The organism is Endozoicomonas sp. 8E (assembly GCF_032883915.1).
Taxonomy (GTDB): domain Bacteria; phylum Pseudomonadota; class Gammaproteobacteria; order Pseudomonadales; family Endozoicomonadaceae; genus Endozoicomonas_A.
This window is the reverse complement of sequence record NZ_CP120717.1, coordinates 3,980,053-3,998,386: the sequence shown is the minus strand read 5'-3', so window position 1 is coordinate 3,998,386 and position 18,334 is coordinate 3,980,053. Positions and strand designations below refer to the sequence as shown.

General features: G+C 49.4%; 16 protein-coding genes. 9 read left to right on the top strand and 7 right to left on the bottom strand.

Annotated features, from left to right (window positions below):
* Positions 1-55 precede the first annotated feature (55 nt).
* The 6 genes from cysM to glpK all read left to right on the top strand — a co-directional run bounded on the left by cysM (position 56) and on the right by glpK (position 8,629).
* Entirely contained in the window at positions 56-946 is an 891-nt protein-coding gene (gene cysM / locus P6910_RS13195; RefSeq protein ID WP_317141755.1) for a cysteine synthase CysM, read from the top strand.
* A 242-nt stretch (positions 947-1,188) separates the two neighbouring features.
* On the top strand, positions 1,189-2,529 hold the full coding sequence (gene rlmD / locus P6910_RS13190) for a 23S rRNA (uracil(1939)-C(5))-methyltransferase RlmD (protein ID WP_317141754.1): 1,341 nt from the start codon (positions 1,189-1,191) through the stop codon (positions 2,527-2,529).
* Positions 2,530-2,585: 56 nt separating this feature from the next.
* A complete protein-coding gene (gene relA, locus P6910_RS13185) occupies positions 2,586-4,832 on the top strand; it encodes a GTP diphosphokinase (protein WP_317141753.1) in 2,247 nt (748 codons plus the stop codon).
* The gene (gene mazG, locus P6910_RS13180; RefSeq protein WP_317141752.1) at positions 4,829-5,650 is read left to right on the top strand and encodes a nucleoside triphosphate pyrophosphohydrolase; all 822 of its coding nucleotides are present in this window, start codon (positions 4,829-4,831) and stop codon (positions 5,648-5,650) included. Before relA ends, mazG begins: the two co-directional genes overlap by 4 nt.
* Positions 5,651-6,170: 520 nt before the next feature.
* Positions 6,171-6,986 carry an MIP/aquaporin family protein gene (locus P6910_RS13175; RefSeq protein ID WP_317141751.1) on the top strand — a complete coding sequence of 272 codons (816 nt, stop codon included), beginning with the start codon at positions 6,171-6,173 and terminating at the stop codon, positions 6,984-6,986.
* Between the two features lie 134 nt (positions 6,987-7,120).
* Entirely contained in the window at positions 7,121-8,629 is a 1,509-nt protein-coding gene (glpK, locus tag P6910_RS13170; RefSeq protein ID WP_317141750.1) for a glycerol kinase GlpK, read from the top strand.
* 71 nt (positions 8,630-8,700) lie between these two features.
* Here glpK and rarD read toward each other — a convergent pair whose 3' ends face one another.
* Positions 8,701-9,621: an EamA family transporter RarD gene (gene rarD / locus P6910_RS13165; RefSeq protein WP_317141749.1), complete on the bottom strand. Its 921-nt coding sequence runs from the start codon at positions 9,619-9,621 to the stop codon at positions 8,701-8,703.
* Between the two features lie 216 nt (positions 9,622-9,837).
* Between rarD and P6910_RS13160 the strand changes: the two genes are divergently transcribed.
* Complete coding sequence (locus tag P6910_RS13160; RefSeq protein WP_317141748.1) at positions 9,838-10,716, top strand: hypothetical protein; 879 nt, start codon at positions 9,838-9,840, stop codon at positions 10,714-10,716.
* A gap of 11 nt (positions 10,717-10,727) precedes the next feature.
* On the opposite strand, the gene trmJ is transcribed toward P6910_RS13160, so the two are convergent.
* The gene (trmJ, locus tag P6910_RS13155) at positions 10,728-11,489 is read right to left on the bottom strand and encodes a tRNA (cytosine(32)/uridine(32)-2'-O)-methyltransferase TrmJ (protein ID WP_317141747.1); all 762 of its coding nucleotides are present in this window, start codon (positions 11,487-11,489) and stop codon (positions 10,728-10,730) included.
* Between the two features lie 208 nt (positions 11,490-11,697).
* Between trmJ and cydD the strand changes: the two genes are divergently transcribed.
* Entirely contained in the window at positions 11,698-13,473 is a 1,776-nt protein-coding gene (cydD, locus tag P6910_RS13150; protein WP_317141746.1) for a heme ABC transporter permease/ATP-binding protein CydD, read from the top strand.
* Positions 13,463-15,154: a heme ABC transporter ATP-binding protein/permease CydC gene (gene cydC / locus P6910_RS13145; protein ID WP_317141745.1), complete on the top strand. Its 1,692-nt coding sequence runs from the start codon at positions 13,463-13,465 to the stop codon at positions 15,152-15,154. The genes cydD and cydC overlap by 11 nt, the downstream gene beginning before the upstream one ends.
* Positions 15,155-15,170: 16 nt before the next feature.
* Here cydC and P6910_RS13140 read toward each other — a convergent pair whose 3' ends face one another.
* The 5 genes from P6910_RS13140 to P6910_RS13120 form a co-directional block, all read right to left on the bottom strand.
* Positions 15,171-16,064 (bottom strand): hypothetical protein, encoded by an 894-nt coding sequence (locus P6910_RS13140; RefSeq protein WP_317141744.1) that lies wholly within the window; start codon positions 16,062-16,064, stop codon positions 15,171-15,173.
* Positions 16,065-16,141: 77 nt separating this feature from the next.
* The gene (locus P6910_RS13135) at positions 16,142-16,420 is read right to left on the bottom strand and encodes a hypothetical protein (RefSeq protein ID WP_317141743.1); all 279 of its coding nucleotides are present in this window, start codon (positions 16,418-16,420) and stop codon (positions 16,142-16,144) included.
* Positions 16,421-16,590: 170 nt separating this feature from the next.
* Positions 16,591-16,797 carry a nucleotidyltransferase domain-containing protein gene (locus tag P6910_RS13130; protein WP_317141742.1) on the bottom strand — a complete coding sequence of 69 codons (207 nt, stop codon included), beginning with the start codon at positions 16,795-16,797 and terminating at the stop codon, positions 16,591-16,593.
* Between the two features lie 428 nt (positions 16,798-17,225).
* The gene (locus P6910_RS13125) at positions 17,226-17,681 is read right to left on the bottom strand and encodes a GNAT family N-acetyltransferase (RefSeq protein WP_317141741.1); all 456 of its coding nucleotides are present in this window, start codon (positions 17,679-17,681) and stop codon (positions 17,226-17,228) included.
* A gap of 105 nt (positions 17,682-17,786) precedes the next feature.
* Entirely contained in the window at positions 17,787-18,311 is a 525-nt protein-coding gene (locus P6910_RS13120; protein WP_317141740.1) for a GNAT family N-acetyltransferase, read from the bottom strand.
* Between the last annotated feature and the right edge of the window lie 23 nt (positions 18,312-18,334).

Here is an 18,334-nt window from a genome sequence, read left to right as displayed (position 1 = left end):
AGAGTTATGTGTCATTTTTGGAAGTTTTGGTTCAGGAAGTTTTGGTTTAGAGAGTATGGATTACCCCACAATCGAGTCGCTGGTAGGCAACACTCCCCTTATTCGGCTGCAGAGACTTTCTGCCGGGCGAGGGAACATTATTCTGTTGAAGATGGAAGGGAATAACCCTGCCGGATCGGTCAAGGATCGTCCTGCGCTCTCCATGATATCTGAGGCGCAAGCCAGGGGCGTCATCAAGCCCGGTGACAATCTGATCGAAGCGACCAGTGGTAACACCGGTATAGCACTGGCCATGGCGGCTGCTATCAAGGGTTATCGAATGATTCTGATCATGCCCGATAACATGAGCGAAGAACGCAAGGGTGCCATGGCTGCTTATGGTGCAGAGCTTAGAATGGTGAGCAAGGAAGAGGGTATGGAAGGGGCCCGGGATCTGGCGCTGGAAATGGAAAAGGAAGGTCTGGGCAAAGTGCTCAACCAGTTCGCTAACCAGGATAATCCTCTGGCGCATTACAAAGGCACAGGCCCTGAAATCTGGCAGCAGACGGGTGGTGAGATCACCCACTTTGTCAGCTCCATGGGTACTACCGGCACCATCATGGGTACCTCACGGTTCCTGAAAGAGCAGAACCCGGATATCCAGATTGTGGGTCTGCAACCCGCTGATGGAGCCAGCATTCCCGGTATTCGACGCTGGCGGCCGGAATACCTGCCGGAAATATTCGATGGCAGTCGTGTAGACCGAGTGATGGATATCCATCAGTCGGAAGCCGAAGAAACCATGAAAGCTCTGGCCAAAAAAGAAGGTATATTTTGCGGTGTATCTTCCGGTGGCTCTGTTGCGGGAGCATTAAGACTGGCTGAAGAGGTGGAAAATGCCACCATCGTCTGCATTATCTGTGACCGGGGTGATCGTTATCTTTCTACCAATGTCTTTAACCCATAGGGGAATGAGTGCATTGACTGTGTCGTCTAAAATCCAGTTCAAAAAACATTTACACAGTCATTGCTCTCCAGTACTGAAATTTTATACAGCTATAGGTACAATTCCCAGCGGTATTAATTTTTACGCAGCTATCCCGAGAAAATACAGCGTTATTCATTACGGCACTGTTTCTTGTTGTGAGGGGTTATGTTGTTTCGGTGACAGGCTGCGTGCGTATTTCTGAATCTGAAGGATACAGTTTCATGCGATCTCAAAAGGCTTCTCCGGGCGCCAGACGTCGAGTCGTTGGAGAAGTTCTTGTTCACGGTCTTTCCCATGATGGTCGGGGTCTTGCCCGCTTAAAAGGCAAAACCCTCTTTGTCGAAGGGGGGCTTCCCGGGGAGCAGGTTTCGGTCCTGCTGACAGAAGACAGACGTCGTTTCAGCAGTGGTCGGGTCACTGATATAGAGTCTGCTTCAGACGAGCGCGTCTCTCCTCCCTGCCGACATTTTAAAGTCTGTGGTGGCTGTAGCCTGCAATACTGGTCCCATGAGGGCCAGCTTCAGGGCAAACAAAGTATTGTGCTGGATCAATTGCAACGGTTTTCGTCGCTGATTCCCACGGAAATAGCTGAACCTCTGGCTTCTCAACCCTATGGTTATCGTTATCGTGCCCGTTTGTCGATCCTGTGGAAGAAAGGCCGCTTATCACTTGGCTTCAGGGAGAAACAGAGTAAACAGATTGTCAATATTCGGGAGTGTCCGGTCCTGGCTGAACCATTGCAGTCACTACCAGAGTTGCTGCGAGAATGTTTACCAGAGCTGAATCAGCGTGAAGCGATCAGTCATGCTGAACTGTTTCTGGCTGATTCCGGCCGCGCCATTCTGCTCAGACACACCAGGGGTTTGCCGCCTGCGGATTTGAGCAGGCTGGAAGCAATGGCCCGTGAGCAGCGATTGCACCTGTACCTGATGGGGGATGAGAAGCATACCCGTTGCCTCTACTCTCCGGTGGGTGACCCCTGGCTGTACTACCAGATACCGGAGATGGACCTTAAGTTTCAGTTCAGGCCAACAGACTTTACCCAGGTCAACTGGCCTGTTAATTGTCAAATGGTGGCACAGGCTCTGGATTGGTTGGAATTGACACCGGAAGACCGGGTGCTGGATCTTTTTTGTGGTCTTGGCAATTTTTCTCTGGCAATGGCCAGAAAGACGACTTCTGTCATTGGTGTCGAGGGCAGTGCCGGGGCTGTCGAGAGAGCTGCATTCAATGCCGATCTGAATGGTCTGAAAAACAGTCACTTTTATCAGGCCAACTTAGCTGCGCTGGTCGAGGGCGACAAGTCAGGGGAGGGCTGGTTGTATCAACATTACGACGCCATGTTGCTGGACCCTCCCAGAACCGGTGCTATTGAAATTATTGAACAGATGAAAGGTCATATACCCGATCGGTTGCTTTATATCTCGTGTAACCCTGCAACCCTGGCCAGAGATGCCGGAGCCCTCGCCCAACAGGGGTTCAAACTGGTCAGGTTAGGCGTCATGGACATGTTCCCGCAAACCGGGCATGTCGAATCCATGGCACTTTTTAAACAGTCCTGATTCAGGAGATCCCTTCATTCAGGCAGTGCCTCCAAAGAAATAAGTGGAAAACTTGCATGGTAAAGGTTAGAGAAGATCATCCCGTTCGCTTTGATGGCTCCGTCGATTTGGATGCCTGGCTGGTGCGTATGCAGGAAAGCTTTGGTGTGACCGGAACGGATCGCCTCAGGGCTGCCTGTGAACTCAGTCGTTGGGCCGAACTTGAGGCTCGTCAGCAGGCAGATACAGTCTGGCCTACAGGTCTTGGCTGTTTTCGTACCGGCCTTGAGATGGTTGAAATCCTTGCAGAGCTGAGGCTGGATACTGAAACGCTGGTAGCTGCTGCTCTCTATCGGGCGGTCCGTGAACACAGACTGTCCATGAAACAGGTGGAAGAAGACTTCGGCAAGACCGTCGTTCGTCTGATTAAAGATGTTCAGGGTATGGCTGCCATCAGTGAACTCCTTAACCCGGCCAGAACCCAGGTGCTGGATCAGAGTCAGGACCAGCTGGAAAAAGTCCGCAAGATGCTGGTTTCTATTATTGACGATGTTCGGGTAGCACTGCTCAAGCTGGCAGAGCGTACCTGTGCCATCAGAGCGTTGAGAGATGCTGATAAAGACAAACGCCGCCGGGTGGCCCGTGAGGTTTTTGAAATCTATGCTCCCCTGGCTCACCGCTTGGGTATTGGTTATATAAAGTGGGAGCTTGAAGACCTTTCCTTCCGCTATCTGAATCCTCAGGATTATAAACGTATTGCCCGCCTGCTGGATGAGAAAAGAACCGATCGCCAGCAATATATTGACCATGTTGTCAATCAACTCAGGCAAGCGCTGGGTGAAGCTCAGATAGAAGCCAATGTCTATGGTCGTGCCAAACACATCTACAGTATCTGGCGAAAAATGAAACGCAAGGGGCTGGACTTTCGGGATCTTTATGACATCCGTGCTTTTCGGGTGATTACCAAAGAGGTCAGGGATTGTTATGCGGCTCTGGGTGTTGTGCACTCTCTCTTTAATCACATCCCTCAGGAATTCGATGATTACATCGCAACGCCCAAGGAGAATGGTTATCGCTCGCTGCACACAGCGGTGTTTGGACCGGAAGGCAAAACGCTTGAGGTGCAGATTCGAACCGAAGCGATGCATGAAGAAGCTGAGCTGGGTGTTTGTGCCCACTGGAAATACAAGGGCACCGACGTTAATACCAAAAGTGACAGTTACGAAGAAAAACTCAACTGGCTGCGTAACGTCATGGAGTGGCATGAAGAACTGGGTGATCTGGGTGGCATCGCTGAAGAGTGGCGTTCTGATGTCGAGCCGGATCGTATTTATGTGTTCACAAAAGCAGGCCATGTAGTGGATCTGTCTCTGGGAGCTACGCCTATTGATTTTGCTTTCAGAATTCATTCGGAAGTGGGTTTGAAATGCCGCGGCGCTAAGGTGGGAGGCCGCATTGTGCCCCTGAATCACAATCTTAAAACCGGTGATCAGGTAGAAATTCTGACCGGAACCAATGTTCAACCCAGTCGTGACTGGCTCAACCCGGATCTCGGTTATGTCAATACCAACAGGGCAAGGGCAAAAATTACCAACTGGTTGAAAAAGCAGGATCGCGACTCCAATATCGTTGATGGCAGCAGTCAGCTCAATGCAGAACTCAAGCGTCTTGCTCTGACGGGGGTTGATTTCAACGATCTCCTGCCGCATACGCCCTTTAAGGAAATGGATGATATGTATGCAGCCATCGGGGCTGGCGATTATCGTGTCACCCAGGCCGTAGCCCTTGCTCAAAGGGAGCTGGAGCCGGATGAAGAAAAAGAGTTTGAGATACGTACCCGGGCACCTCAGGAAAAAGTGTCAGACAGTACTATCACCATTGACGGAGTGGGTAATCTGATGACCCAGATGGCTGGCTGTTGTCAACCGGTGCCCGGTGATCCCATCATAGGCTATATCACGATCGGCCGTGGTGTCACCATTCACCGTCAGGACTGCAATAACGCCCTGAATCTACAGGAGCTGGAACCGGAAAGGCTGATAGAGGTGAACTGGGGCTATTCTCCGGAATACATGTACCCGGTGGAAATTATCATCACCGCCTATGACCGCTCAGGGCTGCTGCGCGATATTACCATTGTTCTGGCTAATGAGCGCGTCAATGTTCTTTCTGTACAGACACGAACCAGCAAGGAAGACAACATTGCCAATATGTTGTTGACGGTTGAAGTTCAGAGTCTGCAGCAACTGAGTAAAGTCCTGGCCAAAGTCAATCAGCTGCCCAACGTGGTCGAAGTTGCGCGTTATCGCAAGGAAGGCAGATGAGTCAGAGTAGCCTGGAGGATTTGCTGTATCTCATGAGCAGGCTTCGGGATCCCGAAGCTGGTTGCCCCTGGGATCTTGAGCAGGACTTTACGACTATAGCCCCCTATACACTGGAAGAGACCTGTGAAGTTCTGGAGGCTATTGCCAGCGAAGATTTTGAAAACCTTCGTGAAGAACTCGGTGATTTGCTGTTTCAGGTAGTGTTTCATTCAAGAATGGCAGAAGAGGCCGGGCTCTTTGATTTTCGTCAGGTTGTTGCTGGTCTGGTGGAGAAAATGGTGCGTCGTCATCCCCATGTTTTTCCTGACGGAACCCTGGAGTCCAGAATGTCGCCGAATGATGACACCACTTCGGATCAAGTCGTTGAAAGTTGGCAGGCGATCAAGCAGAAAGAAAAACTGGCGAAGGGTGAGAAGAGTTCAGAGTCTGCCATGCCGTCAAAATTACCGGCTGCTCTACCCTCGTTAACAAGAGCGTCCAAGCTGCAAAAAGCGGCTGCAAAGGTCGGTTTTGACTGGCCAGAAGTCGAACCCGTGTTTGACAAGATTCAGGAAGAAATTGAAGAAATACGTGAAGCTGTGCGAGAAGAGCAGGGCAGTGATCGGATTGCCGAAGAAATAGGTGATCTGATGTTTGCCTGTGTCAATCTTGCGCGTCATCTGTCAGTGGATGCGGATATGTCATTGCGCAAAGCCAGTGACAAGTTTGAGAAGCGTTTTCGAACCATGGAATTCAGGGCTGCTGAAGAAGGTCATGAGTTTCAACAGTTAACACTGGAAGAAATGGAAGCTTACTGGCAGCTGGGAAAAGTTCGTTAGTGGGCTTTCTCGACCATTTGCAGAAATAACATCGACATTTTTCCGCCATAAGTACTCAGCCATACGGAATCGAATATTTCTGGCTTATTGGGCAGGTGCTCTGCAAGGCGCAACGACGGGAACATAGCAAGCTATGTGACCAGAGTTGCAACGCAGCGCGACTGCATGGATGCAGGAGCTAGAGCAACGCAGGAGCAGTTGCCGCGAGTGCCTGAACAATGAGTCAGAAAATATGATTTCGTATGGTTGAGTACTTAGCCCCATGAAAAGCACGAAATTGAAAAAATAGCAGAGCAAGAAGCTTGACTCTTTACATAATACGCGGAGTGATAGAGCTGATTAGAAAAAAAACGAACATATTTGAACATAGGTTGATTTAAATCAATGGTTTTGCGTTGATGAGTTTTGTTGTTGTTTGAAATAATCTGCCCGCTGTCGAGGCTGCTAAAAATAAATAAGTTTTTATTGGGCCTCGCTCTTTTTTCTTGGATGTATACCTACGTGGGCGGAGCTCATTTTTATGCGAAAATCTCTCTTCGGTGAATGTCTGGCTGAGTTTATTGGCGTTGGCCTTCTGATTTTCTTCGGTGTTGGCTGTGTTGCCGCATTGGTTCTGGCAGGCGCTGATTTTGGTCAACTGGAAATTTCTATTGTCTGGGGTCTGGGCGTCTCTATGGCAATATATGTAACCGGTGGTGTTTCCGGTGCTCATCTGAACCCGGCAGTGACTCTGGCATTGACTGTGTTTAAAGGTTTCGAAAAGCACAAGGTTTTGCCTTACATCGTTGCCCAGGTTTTGGGTGCTTTCTGTTCCGCCGCATTGGTTTATTTTCTTTACAGCAATCTGTTTGCCGATTTTGAACTGTCTCAAGGTATTGTTCGTGGTTCCGAAGAGAGCCTGGCCACAGCGGGTATCTTTTCCACCTATGCGCACAGTGCCCTGAGCAATATGCAGGCATTTGCTGTGGAGTTTGTGATTACTGCAGTGCTGATGGGGGTTATTCTGGCTATTGGTGATAACAATAACGGTGACTCCAATGGTGCGCTGTCTGCCCTCTTGATCGGTTTGCTGATCGCAACCATTGGTTCTGCTTTTGGCCCACTGACTGGTTTTGCCATGAACCCTGCCAGGGATTTTGGCCCCAAGCTGTTCACCTATATGGCAGGTTGGGGTGAAGTGGCTCTGACCGGTGCCCGAGCCAATCCTTATTTTTGGGTGCCAATAGTGGCTCCGATCGGCGGCGCAATGGCTGGTGCATGGATTTACATTAACCTGTTAGGTAAGCAATTAGAGCCCGAGACAGCATCGAGCCAGATAGAGATAAAAACCACATAACACAGTAAATTCTGTTCACTTACACGGCACCCTGTTAAATAGAAAGCGCGGTCTTTTTCACTGCTTTGTATAACAGGATTAGCAGGGTGCACTGTTGATATCAGCCCAGGGCTGAATGATAAAGAAGATTGATTATGACGACTGAGAAGAAATACGTTGTTTCATTAGACCAGGGTACTACAAGCTCCCGAGCCATTATCTTTAATCACGATGGTGACATCGTGGGTACTTCACAACGTGAATTCACCCAATACTACCCACAGGCGGGTTGGGTTGAACACGATCCAATGGAAATCTGGGCGACTCAAAGCTCTGTGCTGACGGAAGTTTTGGCTAAAACAGGTATCCGTTCTGACGAAATCGCCGCTCTGGGTATCACCAATCAGCGTGAAACCACTGTTGTCTGGGATAAGAACACTGGCCGCCCTGTATATAACGCCATCGTATGGCAGTGTCGTCGTACAACCGAAATCTGCGAGCAGCTGAAGAAAGAAGGTCTGGAAAACTATATCCGCGAAACCACCGGTCTGGTTCTGGATGCTTATTTTTCGGCAACGAAAATCAAGTGGATTCTGGACAATGTAGAAGGTGCTCGTGAAAAAGCTGAAAACGGCGATCTGCTGTTCGGTACTATTGATACCTGGCTGACCTGGAAGCTGACCGAAGGCCGCGCCCATGTCACTGATTATTCTAACGCTTCTCGCACCATGCTGTACGATATCAATAGACTGGACTGGGACGAAAACCTGCTGAAGGCTATGGGAATTCCTTCCTCCATGTTGCCGGAAGTGAAATCCAGCTCTGAAATTTATGGCCAGACTAACATTGGCGGAAAAGGCGGTACCCGCATTCCTGTAGCCGGTATTGCAGGGGATCAGCAGGCGGCTCTGTTCGGTCAGATGTGTCATGAAAAAGGTATGGCCAAGAATACCTATGGCACAGGGTGCTTCCTGCTGATGAATACGGGCACTGAGCCGGTCAAATCAGAAAACGGTTTGCTGACCACCATTGCTTTCGGTATTGATGGCAAAGTGCAATACGCTCTGGAAGGGTCCGTATTTATGGGTGGTGCTTCAGTTCAGTGGCTTCGTGATGAACTGGGACTGATCCGTGATGCAGCCGACACAGAATATTTCGCCAGTAAAGTTGAAGATACTAACGGTGTTTATGTAGTACCTGCTTTTGTAGGTCTGGGTGCTCCTTACTGGGATCCCTATGCGCGTGGTGCGATCTTTGGCTTGACCCGGGGAGCTAACCGTAACCACATTGTTCGTGCAACACTGGAGGCCGTTGCTTATCAGTCCCGCGATCTGATCGACGCAATGGAACAGGATTCCGGTATAGAAATGAAACAGCTGCGCGTCGACGGTGGTGCGGTAGCCAATAACTTTTTGATGCAGTTCCAGTCTGACATTCTCGATACTGAAGTGGTTCGCCCGACAGTTGTAGAATCTACTGCTGCAGGTTCGGCCTATCTTGCAGGGCTGGCCGTTGGTTTCTGGAAGAGCACTGATGAGCTAAAGGATAAGGTTTCCGTAGATCGAGTATATACTCCGGCGATGACCGATGAAAATCGTGTGAAACTGTACGACGGTTGGAAGAAAGCGGTCGTTCGTAGTCAGTCATGGGAAAAGCAGGACTAATGTAAATCTCCTGATACTATTGCAAGCGAGCCTGCTCAGTCAGGCTCGCGATTGCAATGGGGATTATTTATTCAGCGCTGAGTTTTAGCTGAGTTCGGTGTCTGGTTCATTGGCGATGACTTTTTACGCAAGCCATCAAAGGTGAAAATAATCAGGGCCAGCCAGATCAGGCCAAAGGTAATTAACTGAGCCTGAGTCACCTCTTCTTTATAAACAAACAGTCCAACCAAAAAAGAAATGGATGGACCAAGATACTGCAGGATACCGATTGTGGTTAGTGTCAGCTTTTTGGCCGCCGTGATAAACAAAACCAGAGGCACGGTAGTCACCAATCCGGCCAGAGACAGCAGCAGACTGGTATGAGGGTCCGAGAATCGGAAGCTTTGGTAGCCACTTTTGTAGAGCCAGAAAAAGTATCCCAGGGTCACTGGCAGCAGAATCAGAGTTTCGAAAGCCAGACCGGGTACAGCCTCTACCTGAGTTTTTTTCCTGACCAGTCCATACAAGCCAAAGCACGTGGCCAGAGCAAAAGCAACCCAGGGCACAATACCTAACATCAGTATCTGATAGATGACAGCGACAGTAGCCAGCAGGATGGCAATCTGTTTGAGCGGTGACAGTTTTTCATTCAGAAACAGATAGCCCAGAAGAACATTAAACAGTGGATTGATGTAATAACCGAGACTGGTTTCAAGAATCCTGTCATTGGTCACACCCCAGATAAAGATCAACCAGTTTGCACCGACCAGAATAGCGGATAGCGTCAATGTTACCGACAGTTTGATACTGGAGAAAATCTGCTTTAGCTCTGAAATCTTGCCTGTTATTTTCAGCAGAGGCAGCAACAATAAAGCTGACCAGAATACGCGGTGTCCCAACACTTCCAGTGGGGGCACGTGTTCCAGAGCTTTGAAATAGATGGGTACCAGCCCCCAGATGGTAAAGGCCATTACACCCAATGCAAAGCCAGAGAAATCTCGTTGTTCGGACACTCTTTTTCCCTAATTGGTTACTTCTTATTACGCAGTTATGGTGTGGAGCATGGTGTTTTGTTTTTAACAAAGGGACATTGTGCCTGAACATTCGTTTCTAGTTAACCCACTTCTCTTTAGAGATGCACGCATTGAGAAAAAAGCCCTTAAGCCGATCACTTTACTCATGGATGAGTAAAGGATGCAAAGGCTGCGATGCGATGGATTGCCGGTTTTATGATGGTTATTTTGAGTCTGTTCACTCAGGCCGAACTGCGATTACCTGTTTATCGAGTAGCGATTATTGATCGCTTTTTCCCTCCGGCCGAAGGTTTTGAAAATGATGAAGAGCGGGTTCTGCATGGCTGGCTGTATGGCATGATGGACTTAGACGACGATGAACGTCGGGAGCCTTTTTATCATGGTGATGTGGTTCGAATGATAGCGTCTCATCCGCAGATCACGTTTATCCAATACCCGATTCTGGATGGGAAAAAGCCCATGTCAGAAATCCTGGTTAACCTTCAAAATCTTCTGGCACGCTACGAAAAACAGCCTGTTGATGCTGTTCTGCTTTCCTGGGAGTCTTCCACGTTGATCAGCACATTCAAAGCACCACTTCAGTTGGAGCGGGCAGCAGAGTACAAGGACAAAGTCAGGGAAATGGGGCAGGCGGATGAAGTCTGGAAAACCACTTACCAGATTATAATAGCGCTGGAGGCTCTTACCGCTCAGGGTATACAGGTCTATACCATAGCTGGCAATGGCGGGAGAGGAATGATCAATACTTTTTCTCTGGCGGATGATGTAGTCACGGTCGGCTCTGTGGAACCAGAATTGAAACACTTTGTTGCTAATAATCCCTTTGTTGATACTTACGCCCGGGCTGCCTACGAAGTCATCCGGGTTGATGATTCTGAAGGTGAGCCAGTCGGTTATGACTTGAATGGCGACCAGTGTGTAGATATTCCTCTGAATCGCCTGACTGGCTATTCACGAAAAATTACGGAGTACCCTAAAAAATTCTGGCGATTACTGACAGGCTCTTCATTTGCCGCTCCTGCTGCTCTCAAGGCGGCATTGTTTGCCAACCTGCCGCTAAGAACCTGTCACTAATCTGCACAACGTCATTCGTTGTCTTTTGTGATGGGGCTATTTTGGCTGCTGACTGACTTTTGGACAGCTGCAAGAATGCCTCTGAGCATATTCAGCTCTTTGGCTTCAGGTCTGGCCCGATTGAACAGACGACGAAGGCGGGTCATTACCAGGCCAGGGTGCTGTTTGATAATGAAGTTGATGTTGTTGAGCGTCTCTTCCAGGTGCTCATAGAAATATTCAAGCTCACGAGCCAGAGGATATTCTTCTGCTTCGTTGCCGGAGAAATCCGGCTCGCTCTTGCGCAGTTCTGCCTTGCGAATGTCGTAGCAGAGAATCTGAATGGCAGAAGCCACGTTGAGCACGGGGTATTCAGGGTTAGCATCAATGGAGACATGATAATGACATTTCTCCAGCTCCTGATTGGTGAGCCCCATAGTCTCCTGACCAAAAACCAGTGCTACTGGATTTCGGGCCGCTTCAGCAACCAGTTTGTCGGCACAAATTTCAGCCGTCAGCATGGGGCGGTTAAAGGTATGGTTGCGGGTGCGGGCACTGGTTCCTATTACCATTGAGCAGTCAGCAATTGCTTCATCCAGGGTCTGAAATACTCTGGCAGCCGCCAGAACGTCCTGGGCTCCTGCAGCCATAGATTCGGCATCCGGATCAGGGAATCGTTGGGGGGTGACCAGGCAAAGGTTTGAGAGTCCCATGGTTTTCATGGCTCGGGCAGCGGAGCCAATGTTTCCGGGATGAAAGGTATTGATCAGAATAATGCGAATGTTAGACAGCATCGTAACCCGAATTAGCACAGAGAAGGGGGGGTTAAAAACCGGTCATTATACGTTGAGTCGTTTTAACTTACGACCTATTGGATGAAACCGGATTGAATTATCGCCATTCCATCTGAAGGGTGACGGTAATTTACTGATGCCTGACTGTATAACCACCTCAGTTCAGATAGAATAGCTTTCTTTTTCCCCTCAGGTTGTGTCCTCTGCTATGAGTCATATCACGGAGAAGCAGGCTTATAAATGGTTGATCGGCCAACTCAGTCCTACCCAGAACTGGTTGCTGGTAGCCATCATACTGGGCTTGATCAATGGTCTATTGTTTCTGGCTCAGGCTGGGTTGCTGGCGAAAATTATTCATCAGATCGTGATGGAAGGCGCAGTCAGGGAGTCTTTGATCCATGACCTGATTCTGACGGCTATGATTATCCTGCTTCGTGCTCTCTGCCATTGGGGCAGGGAGATCACCGGTTTCAAAGCTGGGTTGATCGTCAAGGAGACCATTCGTGGAGCCATTCTCAATAAGCTAAAAGTCCTTGGCCCCCTGACGATTGCAGAGCAGCCAGCAGGCAGCTGGTCGACCATGGTGGTGGAGCAGGTGGAAGAGCTACAGGACTTTGTTGCCCGTTACATTCCGCAAATGGCTCTGGCGGTATTGATTCCGCTGGTCATACTTATCGTGGCCTTTCCCGTGAACTGGACTGCCGGTCTGATTTTCCTTGGAACAGCCCCTTTGATTCCTGTGTTTATGGCCTTGGTCGGGATGAAGGCTGCCGAAGCGAATCGACGGAATTTTCGGTCCCTGGAACGGCTGGGTGGTTTTTTCCTGGATCGTTTGCAGGGCATGGAAACACTGAGGTTATTTCAGCGGACTCGTTATGAGCACCAGTCGCTGAAATCGGCCAGTGAAGACTTCCGACACAAAACCATGCAGGTGCTTCGACTGGCCTTTCTGTCTTCTACGGTGCTGGAGTTTTTTGCTTCTGTTTCCATTGCCATTCTCGCCGTCTATTTGGGAATGAGCTTTCTGGGCTATCTGAATTTTGGCAGTTATGGTGCCGGGGTCACTCTCTATACCGGCTTATTTCTGCTGCTGCTGGCGCCCGAGTTCTATCAGCCTTTGCGTGACCTGGGAACACACTATCACGCCAAATCAAAAGCGGTGGGTGCAGCAGAATTGATCCTTGAGCTGCTTGAACGCAAAGAGTCCGGGATGCATCAGGGCAGCAATTCACTGGCTTTGGATGCGCCGGTCTCACTCAGTGCGGATTGTCTGACTGTTCAGGGCAGCGCCGGTGGTAGAGCTTTACTCAAGGAAGTTACTTTTGATATTACAGCTGGCGAGCGGGTGGCCATCATTGGTCCCAGCGGAGCAGGTAAGTCGACCCTGGTAAATACCCTCATGGGGTTCTGGAACTACCAGGGCGAAATCAGTGCCGCAGGAGAAGACCTCTCTAGCCTTTCAATGGATGACTGGCGCAAAAGAATTGCCTGGCTGGGCCAGCAGCCCCTGGTTATTCATGGCACGGTCTATGAAAATGTTTCATTTGGTCGGGATCTGGATGAATCTCAGGTCAATCGGGCTCTGGCAAAGGCTCAGGCTATGGAGATTGTTGAACAGTTACCGGAGGGGCTGGACAGTTTGCTGCAAGAACAGGGAGGCAATCTTTCCGTAGGGCAGGCACAGCGGATAGCTTTGGCAAGAGCCATAGCCGAGCCGGTAAAGCTGTTGATTCTGGATGAGCCAACGGCCAGTCTGGATGCCTACAATGAGCGTCTTGTCCTGGATGCTCTGGAAGCTATCGATCCGCAATGCACAGTCATTACTGTCACCCACCGACTCAAGCAGATAGATTCGATGGACAGAGTGCTCATGTTTGACAACGGGGAGTTGGTCGCTGATGGTGAACCCGGTGTCCTCAAGCAGGAGTCTGCGGTGGTGCAAGCCTTTGTGGCCGGTTTAGCTGGGAGTCTGGATGATGAGTGAGTTGTTGCCTTATTTAAAGCTTTATCGCAGGCACTGGGGCGCCCTGTCTGTGGGTATGTTTTTGGCCCTGGCAACCTTGTTGTTCAGTCTTGGCTTGCTGGCACTGTCTGGCTGGTTTATCACGGCAACAGCTTTGGCTGGTCTGACGGCTGTGACCGCTCAGAGATTTGATTTCTTCTCTCCCGGTGCCGGGGTCAGAGGTTTTTCAATCGGTCGTACCGCTGCCCGTTACTTTGAGCGTTTGGTGAGTCACGATGCGACCTTCAAACTATTGGCCTGGTTGAGAAGCTGGTTTTTCGAGAAACTGCTCCCACTTTCTCTGACTCAGTTGAAACGTTATCGCAAGGCTGAGTTGCTGAACCGCCTTGTGGCGGATGTTGATGCCCTGGATCAGCTTTATCTGAGACTGTTCAGTCCGGTTATTGCTGCGGTGCTGGTTGTGATTCTGCTTTCTCTTGGGCTGAGCTTTTTTAGTCCTGTTTTGGGCTGGGGTGTTTTGCTGCTGATGGGAGTCTGGTTGATCGTTCTGCCCGTGATGTTCTACCGTCTGGGTTTCAAGAGTGGCCGGACACAGGGCAAACTTCTGGGGGAGCTGAGACAGAAAGCCCTGGATTATCTCCAGGGCATGGCCGAATCCAGAATTTATGGATCAGAAGCCCGGATGAGGGAGCGTATCGATGCTACCGGGCAACATCTGCACCATATCCAGAGAAAAATGTCGAGATTGGAAGGGCTGGGTGGTGCGTTGATGGTGGCCGGGGCTGGCATTTCAGCGGTCATAATGCTCTATCTTGCGGCAGGAGAATACCAGCAAGGTGTTATTTCCGGACCCGTGATGGTTATGTCCGTCTTTGCAGTACTGGCAGGCTTTGAGGCGTTAATGCCTCTGCCGGGTGCTTTCCAGTTTCTCGGCAACACGCAACTGGCCGCTTCGAGGTTGACAGAGATCCTTGAAGAAGAAGCTATTGAATTTGGTGATCAAAGCATTCCGGATGCCTTCAAGGGTCATATCATTTTTCGGGATGTGTGTTTCCAATACCCCGCAGCTGCGGGAAGTACGACAGCGGGGCCGATGATTCTGGATGGCATCAGTCTTGAGGCTCCGGCAGGTCAGCACTTGGCGTTACTGGGTAAAACGGGCTGTGGCAAATCGACACTGATCCGTACCCTGACCCGGCAGCTACCGGGTTTTGAGGGCAGTATCGAGCTGGGCGGCATTGCTATTAATGAATATTCTGAGGCTTCGCTTTATCAATTATTAACGGTGATTCCCCAGCAAACCCATGTGTTCAGTACGACACTCAGGCAAAACCTGAAAATGGCCCGACCCGAAGCGCAAGACAGTGAGCTACTGGAAACTGTCAAAGAGGTAGGTCTGGATCGTCTTGCGGCGGCTGAGGCTGAACAGAGCGTGCTGGATCTATGGTTGGGGCAGGGTGGGATCGCTCTCTCCGGTGGTGAGCAGCGCAGGCTCGCAATAGCCCGGGCACTTTTAAAAAAGGGTGAAGTGTTGATTATGGATGAAGCCAGTGAAGGTCTGGACCCGGTCAGTGAGGATCATTTGATGAACCAGATTCTGGACGCATACCGGGATAAAACCGTCATTATGATTACTCATAAGAAGGCCATGCTGGAGCGCATGGACAGAGTGATCCGAATGGATGGCGGACGCGTTATTTAGTCCGCAAATGTTATTGTTATGACGGTTTTTTCGGACGACCTTTCTCGTCCAGTTCAGTATCAAAGTCGACAAGGTTGTCATCACTGCCTTGTCGTTCGCTCAGAAATTGAGCGGTCTCCTGCTTTTGACGGTCATTGATCACTTTTCTCAGCAGGTTATGCTCGGATAGCTGATGACTTTCCGGGTGGGTCGCCAATTCATCCCGGCAGGCTTTCAGAAGTTCGATCTGTTCACTGGGGGTATAGTTGCCAATAAAACTGTCCAGATACATATCGGCTGATTCCTGATCATGATCGAGATTGAGAAGGGTTTCGTTATAGCTCTCCTTTCTTTCAATCTCATCCGGGGTATCTGTCGGCAATAGGGTTAACAGGCTTTCCCTTTGACCACCGGCTTCAGACGGATGCAGCAGCTTCACTGCAATACTCAGACGCAGGGACATGCGAGCCGCATGATTGCGATTAAGACCCAGGCTGGCAAATTGTTCCATCTGCCAGGGGATGAGTTCTGCCTCCAGAAAGTGTTCGGGGAAGGGTTGATCGTGTTCAATACACCAGAGAGCAAAACTATAGGGGTCTTTCTGCCAGAGTTCCCGGGCGAGGCGGGTGCGTTCAACAAGCTCCTGTTCAGGAATGTTGGCAGGAAAAAAATTCCGGTCAACCAGTCCTGCCCCGGCAACGCTTCGAGCCCACCGGCATTCGCGAATTTCTCGTTCATTGATCTTTTTATTACTGAGCCAGCCCCGGCCCCTGAGTATATCGGCCAGCTTAAGACCGAAACCCTTCACTTTTCTGACCACACGCCTTCCGAGCCAGAGAGGCTTATTCTCAGATGTCTGCTGGCTTGTGGGAATGTCCTGAAGAAGGTCCTGGCGAAGTATATTGAGGCAGTTTTCAACGCTGGTGGCCATGATTAAGTCCCTGTAGAGCTGTCCTTATTGTGTTTTGAAAAGAGACACTCTCATTATAGAAGGCTACTCATGACTGTTTATGACAGCTTGTCATGCAGGTAGTGTTCAATTTTATCAGGCACTGCCAACAAAACAGGAGTGAGTCGAAGTACTTCTTGGTGGATTTTGGACAGAGCTTCATCTTCGTACTCATGGGCTATAGCGTTACGAAGTTCACGAATCATCACAAACTCCCTGGCTGAATCAATCAGCGCCTTTTTTTCTGCCCGGTTAATACGGTCACGAACCGTGCCGGGAGATTCCAGATCCAGCTCATCCACCAGTCGGAAAATTTTCTGGATCAGAATGTCGCTCATGCGGGCAAAGCGAGCTGTTAGCGTCTCAAATTTTTCTTCATCTTCTGGGCTGAGTTGTTTGCTATCCAGAGGCTGAGAACGTTTCAGTGACCATTCCAGACCAGCAGCTGCTTTTCGAATAACCTGAGCTTTTCTTCTGTCATGGGGTACTCTGTCACGGATTAATTTTTTTAAAGTTTAATGGCAGTGGGGAGAACTGATCTGGCAAAATCACCGGAACCATCGTTGTCTAACGCAATATCGATTTTCTGTTCACCCAGTTCACCGTGCAGATCAGCGAGAATATTGAGTTTATCTGCAAAGCCCAGTGTTTGTGAAATTACCAGCAGATCAATATCGCCGCCTTTCTTACCGTTGTCGGTACGCGAACCAAACACTAGCAGCCTGTCGGACTTAAGACTGTCCTACTGCGGTTGCAATAAATTGGTCTAAAAATCCCTGTTTCTTCGTCAAATAGCTCGCTATTCTCCTCAGAAACAGAGATTTTTGTCCTCAATTTCTTGCAATCCTCGCTACGGACGCTTAAGTCCGACAGGCTGCTAGAATCACTGCCTTTGCATCGTAACCTTGAATGACCTGTTTGATGATCTGTTGTTCCTGTTCAGTCAATCTCATAATGATTATCCGGATGATTTTCAGGGAAAATCATATCGTTTCACAGGTGCCAGAAAAAGCTCTCGACGGGTCTTGCATTATTTTTGTGTGTACTCGCTGCTTGTAAAAGAGATTTGTTGTTCCATGGATATGATAAGAATTCCGGCAACCAGCCACCCGGTATTCACTCACAATTCCGGGCGATATGGGTTCACAGTTTTTTTGAAAAGAAAAGACTGTTGGGGTCTTCGTGATAATCTCCAAAAGGTGCACAGGGCTCGAAACCAAAGCGTTCATATAGCTCACAAGCCGGTTTGAAGTGATCCATGGAGCCTGTTTCCAGATACACGGTTTTATATTGCCTTCGTTCTGCTTCACTGAGAATATTTTTTAAGAGGGCGGAAGCTACACCTCTTCTGAGAAAGCCTGATGAGGTTTTCATGGATTTGATTTCGCCTTCAGAGGGCGAGAGGGCTTTTAATGCACCACACCCTGCCAGGTTACGGTTTATCCAGGCGGACCAGAAGGTTATGTCTTGCGAGCGTAACTCCTCAATATCCAGGGCATGAACGCTTACTGCCGGCGAGTGTGTATACATATCATCCAGGTGGTCCTGAAGCAGACGGGCAATTTCCTGACCCTGCAGGTCGTCTAGTTTTATTTCCATAAATTATTCTTGTACTGCTGAATGGTTATTTAATCTGGAAAGCTGATGCTCTGATCCGCTGGTTGCCGGGTGACAGTCACGATCTTGAACACTTTCTGTGACTCATCATGAATGACTCCGAGTCAGCACATAATACCTTACAATATCCATGTCCTCTTTTACTTTTTCAAGAATTTCCGAAGTGGACCGAAAACCGAGTCGCAAAAGAACCTGTTCGGACTTTATGTTCTTGGTCAGTGCTCTGGCCCGGATCTGGTTGAATGGTAGCTGTTCAAAGGCATGGCTTATTAGTGCTTGCCCGGCTTCTGAGCAATACCCTTGCCCCCAGAAGGGCAGACCCAGCCAGTAACCCAATTCGGCCCCGTCATGAGTTGCGTTATTCAATCCAATGGTACCGATCAGTGTGTCTGATGATTTCAGTTTGATGGCATAGACAAAAGCGCTGTTTGTTTCTCTAAGGCTTTCTTGATCTTTAATCCATTTTTCTGCCAGGCTGTCCGGGTAGGGGTGGGGAATATTTTCGGTCAGTCTGGCTACCTGCTCCTCTCCTGCCAGTGTTTGTACCTGGTCAGCATCCTGCTGAGTTAAGGCTCTGAGGATTAATCGGTCTGTGGTAATTGTTTTTTCCATAATGTCAGACTCTTGTTGCTTCT

Excerpts from the sequence above, each read along its gene's own strand:
- P6910_RS13120 (WP_317141740.1), bottom strand. The coding sequence starts at position 18,311 with ATGGAAAAAACAATTACCACAGACCGATTAATCCTCAGAGCCTTAACT.
- P6910_RS13125 (WP_317141741.1), bottom strand. The coding sequence starts at position 17,681 with ATGGAAATAAAACTAGACGACCTGCAGGGTCAGGAAATTGCCCGTCTG.
- glpK (WP_317141750.1), top strand. The coding sequence starts at position 7,121 with ATGACGACTGAGAAGAAATACGTTGTTTCATTAGACCAGGGTACTACA.
- P6910_RS13135 (WP_317141743.1), bottom strand. The coding sequence starts at position 16,420 with ATGAGCGACATTCTGATCCAGAAAATTTTCCGACTGGTGGATGAGCTG.
- cydC (WP_317141745.1), top strand. The coding sequence starts at position 13,463 with ATGATGAGTGAGTTGTTGCCTTATTTAAAGCTTTATCGCAGGCACTGG.
- mazG (WP_317141752.1), top strand. The coding sequence starts at position 4,829 with ATGAGTCAGAGTAGCCTGGAGGATTTGCTGTATCTCATGAGCAGGCTT.
- trmJ (WP_317141747.1), bottom strand. The coding sequence starts at position 11,489 with ATGCTGTCTAACATTCGCATTATTCTGATCAATACCTTTCATCCCGGA.
- P6910_RS13160 (WP_317141748.1), top strand. The coding sequence starts at position 9,838 with ATGATGGTTATTTTGAGTCTGTTCACTCAGGCCGAACTGCGATTACCT.
- cydD (WP_317141746.1), top strand. The coding sequence starts at position 11,698 with ATGAGTCATATCACGGAGAAGCAGGCTTATAAATGGTTGATCGGCCAA.
- cysM (WP_317141755.1), top strand. The coding sequence starts at position 56 with ATGGATTACCCCACAATCGAGTCGCTGGTAGGCAACACTCCCCTTATT.
- P6910_RS13175 (WP_317141751.1), top strand. The coding sequence starts at position 6,171 with ATGCGAAAATCTCTCTTCGGTGAATGTCTGGCTGAGTTTATTGGCGTT.
- rlmD (WP_317141754.1), top strand. The coding sequence starts at position 1,189 with ATGCGATCTCAAAAGGCTTCTCCGGGCGCCAGACGTCGAGTCGTTGGA.
- relA (WP_317141753.1), top strand. The coding sequence starts at position 2,586 with ATGGTAAAGGTTAGAGAAGATCATCCCGTTCGCTTTGATGGCTCCGTC.
- P6910_RS13140 (WP_317141744.1), bottom strand. The coding sequence starts at position 16,064 with ATGGCCACCAGCGTTGAAAACTGCCTCAATATACTTCGCCAGGACCTT.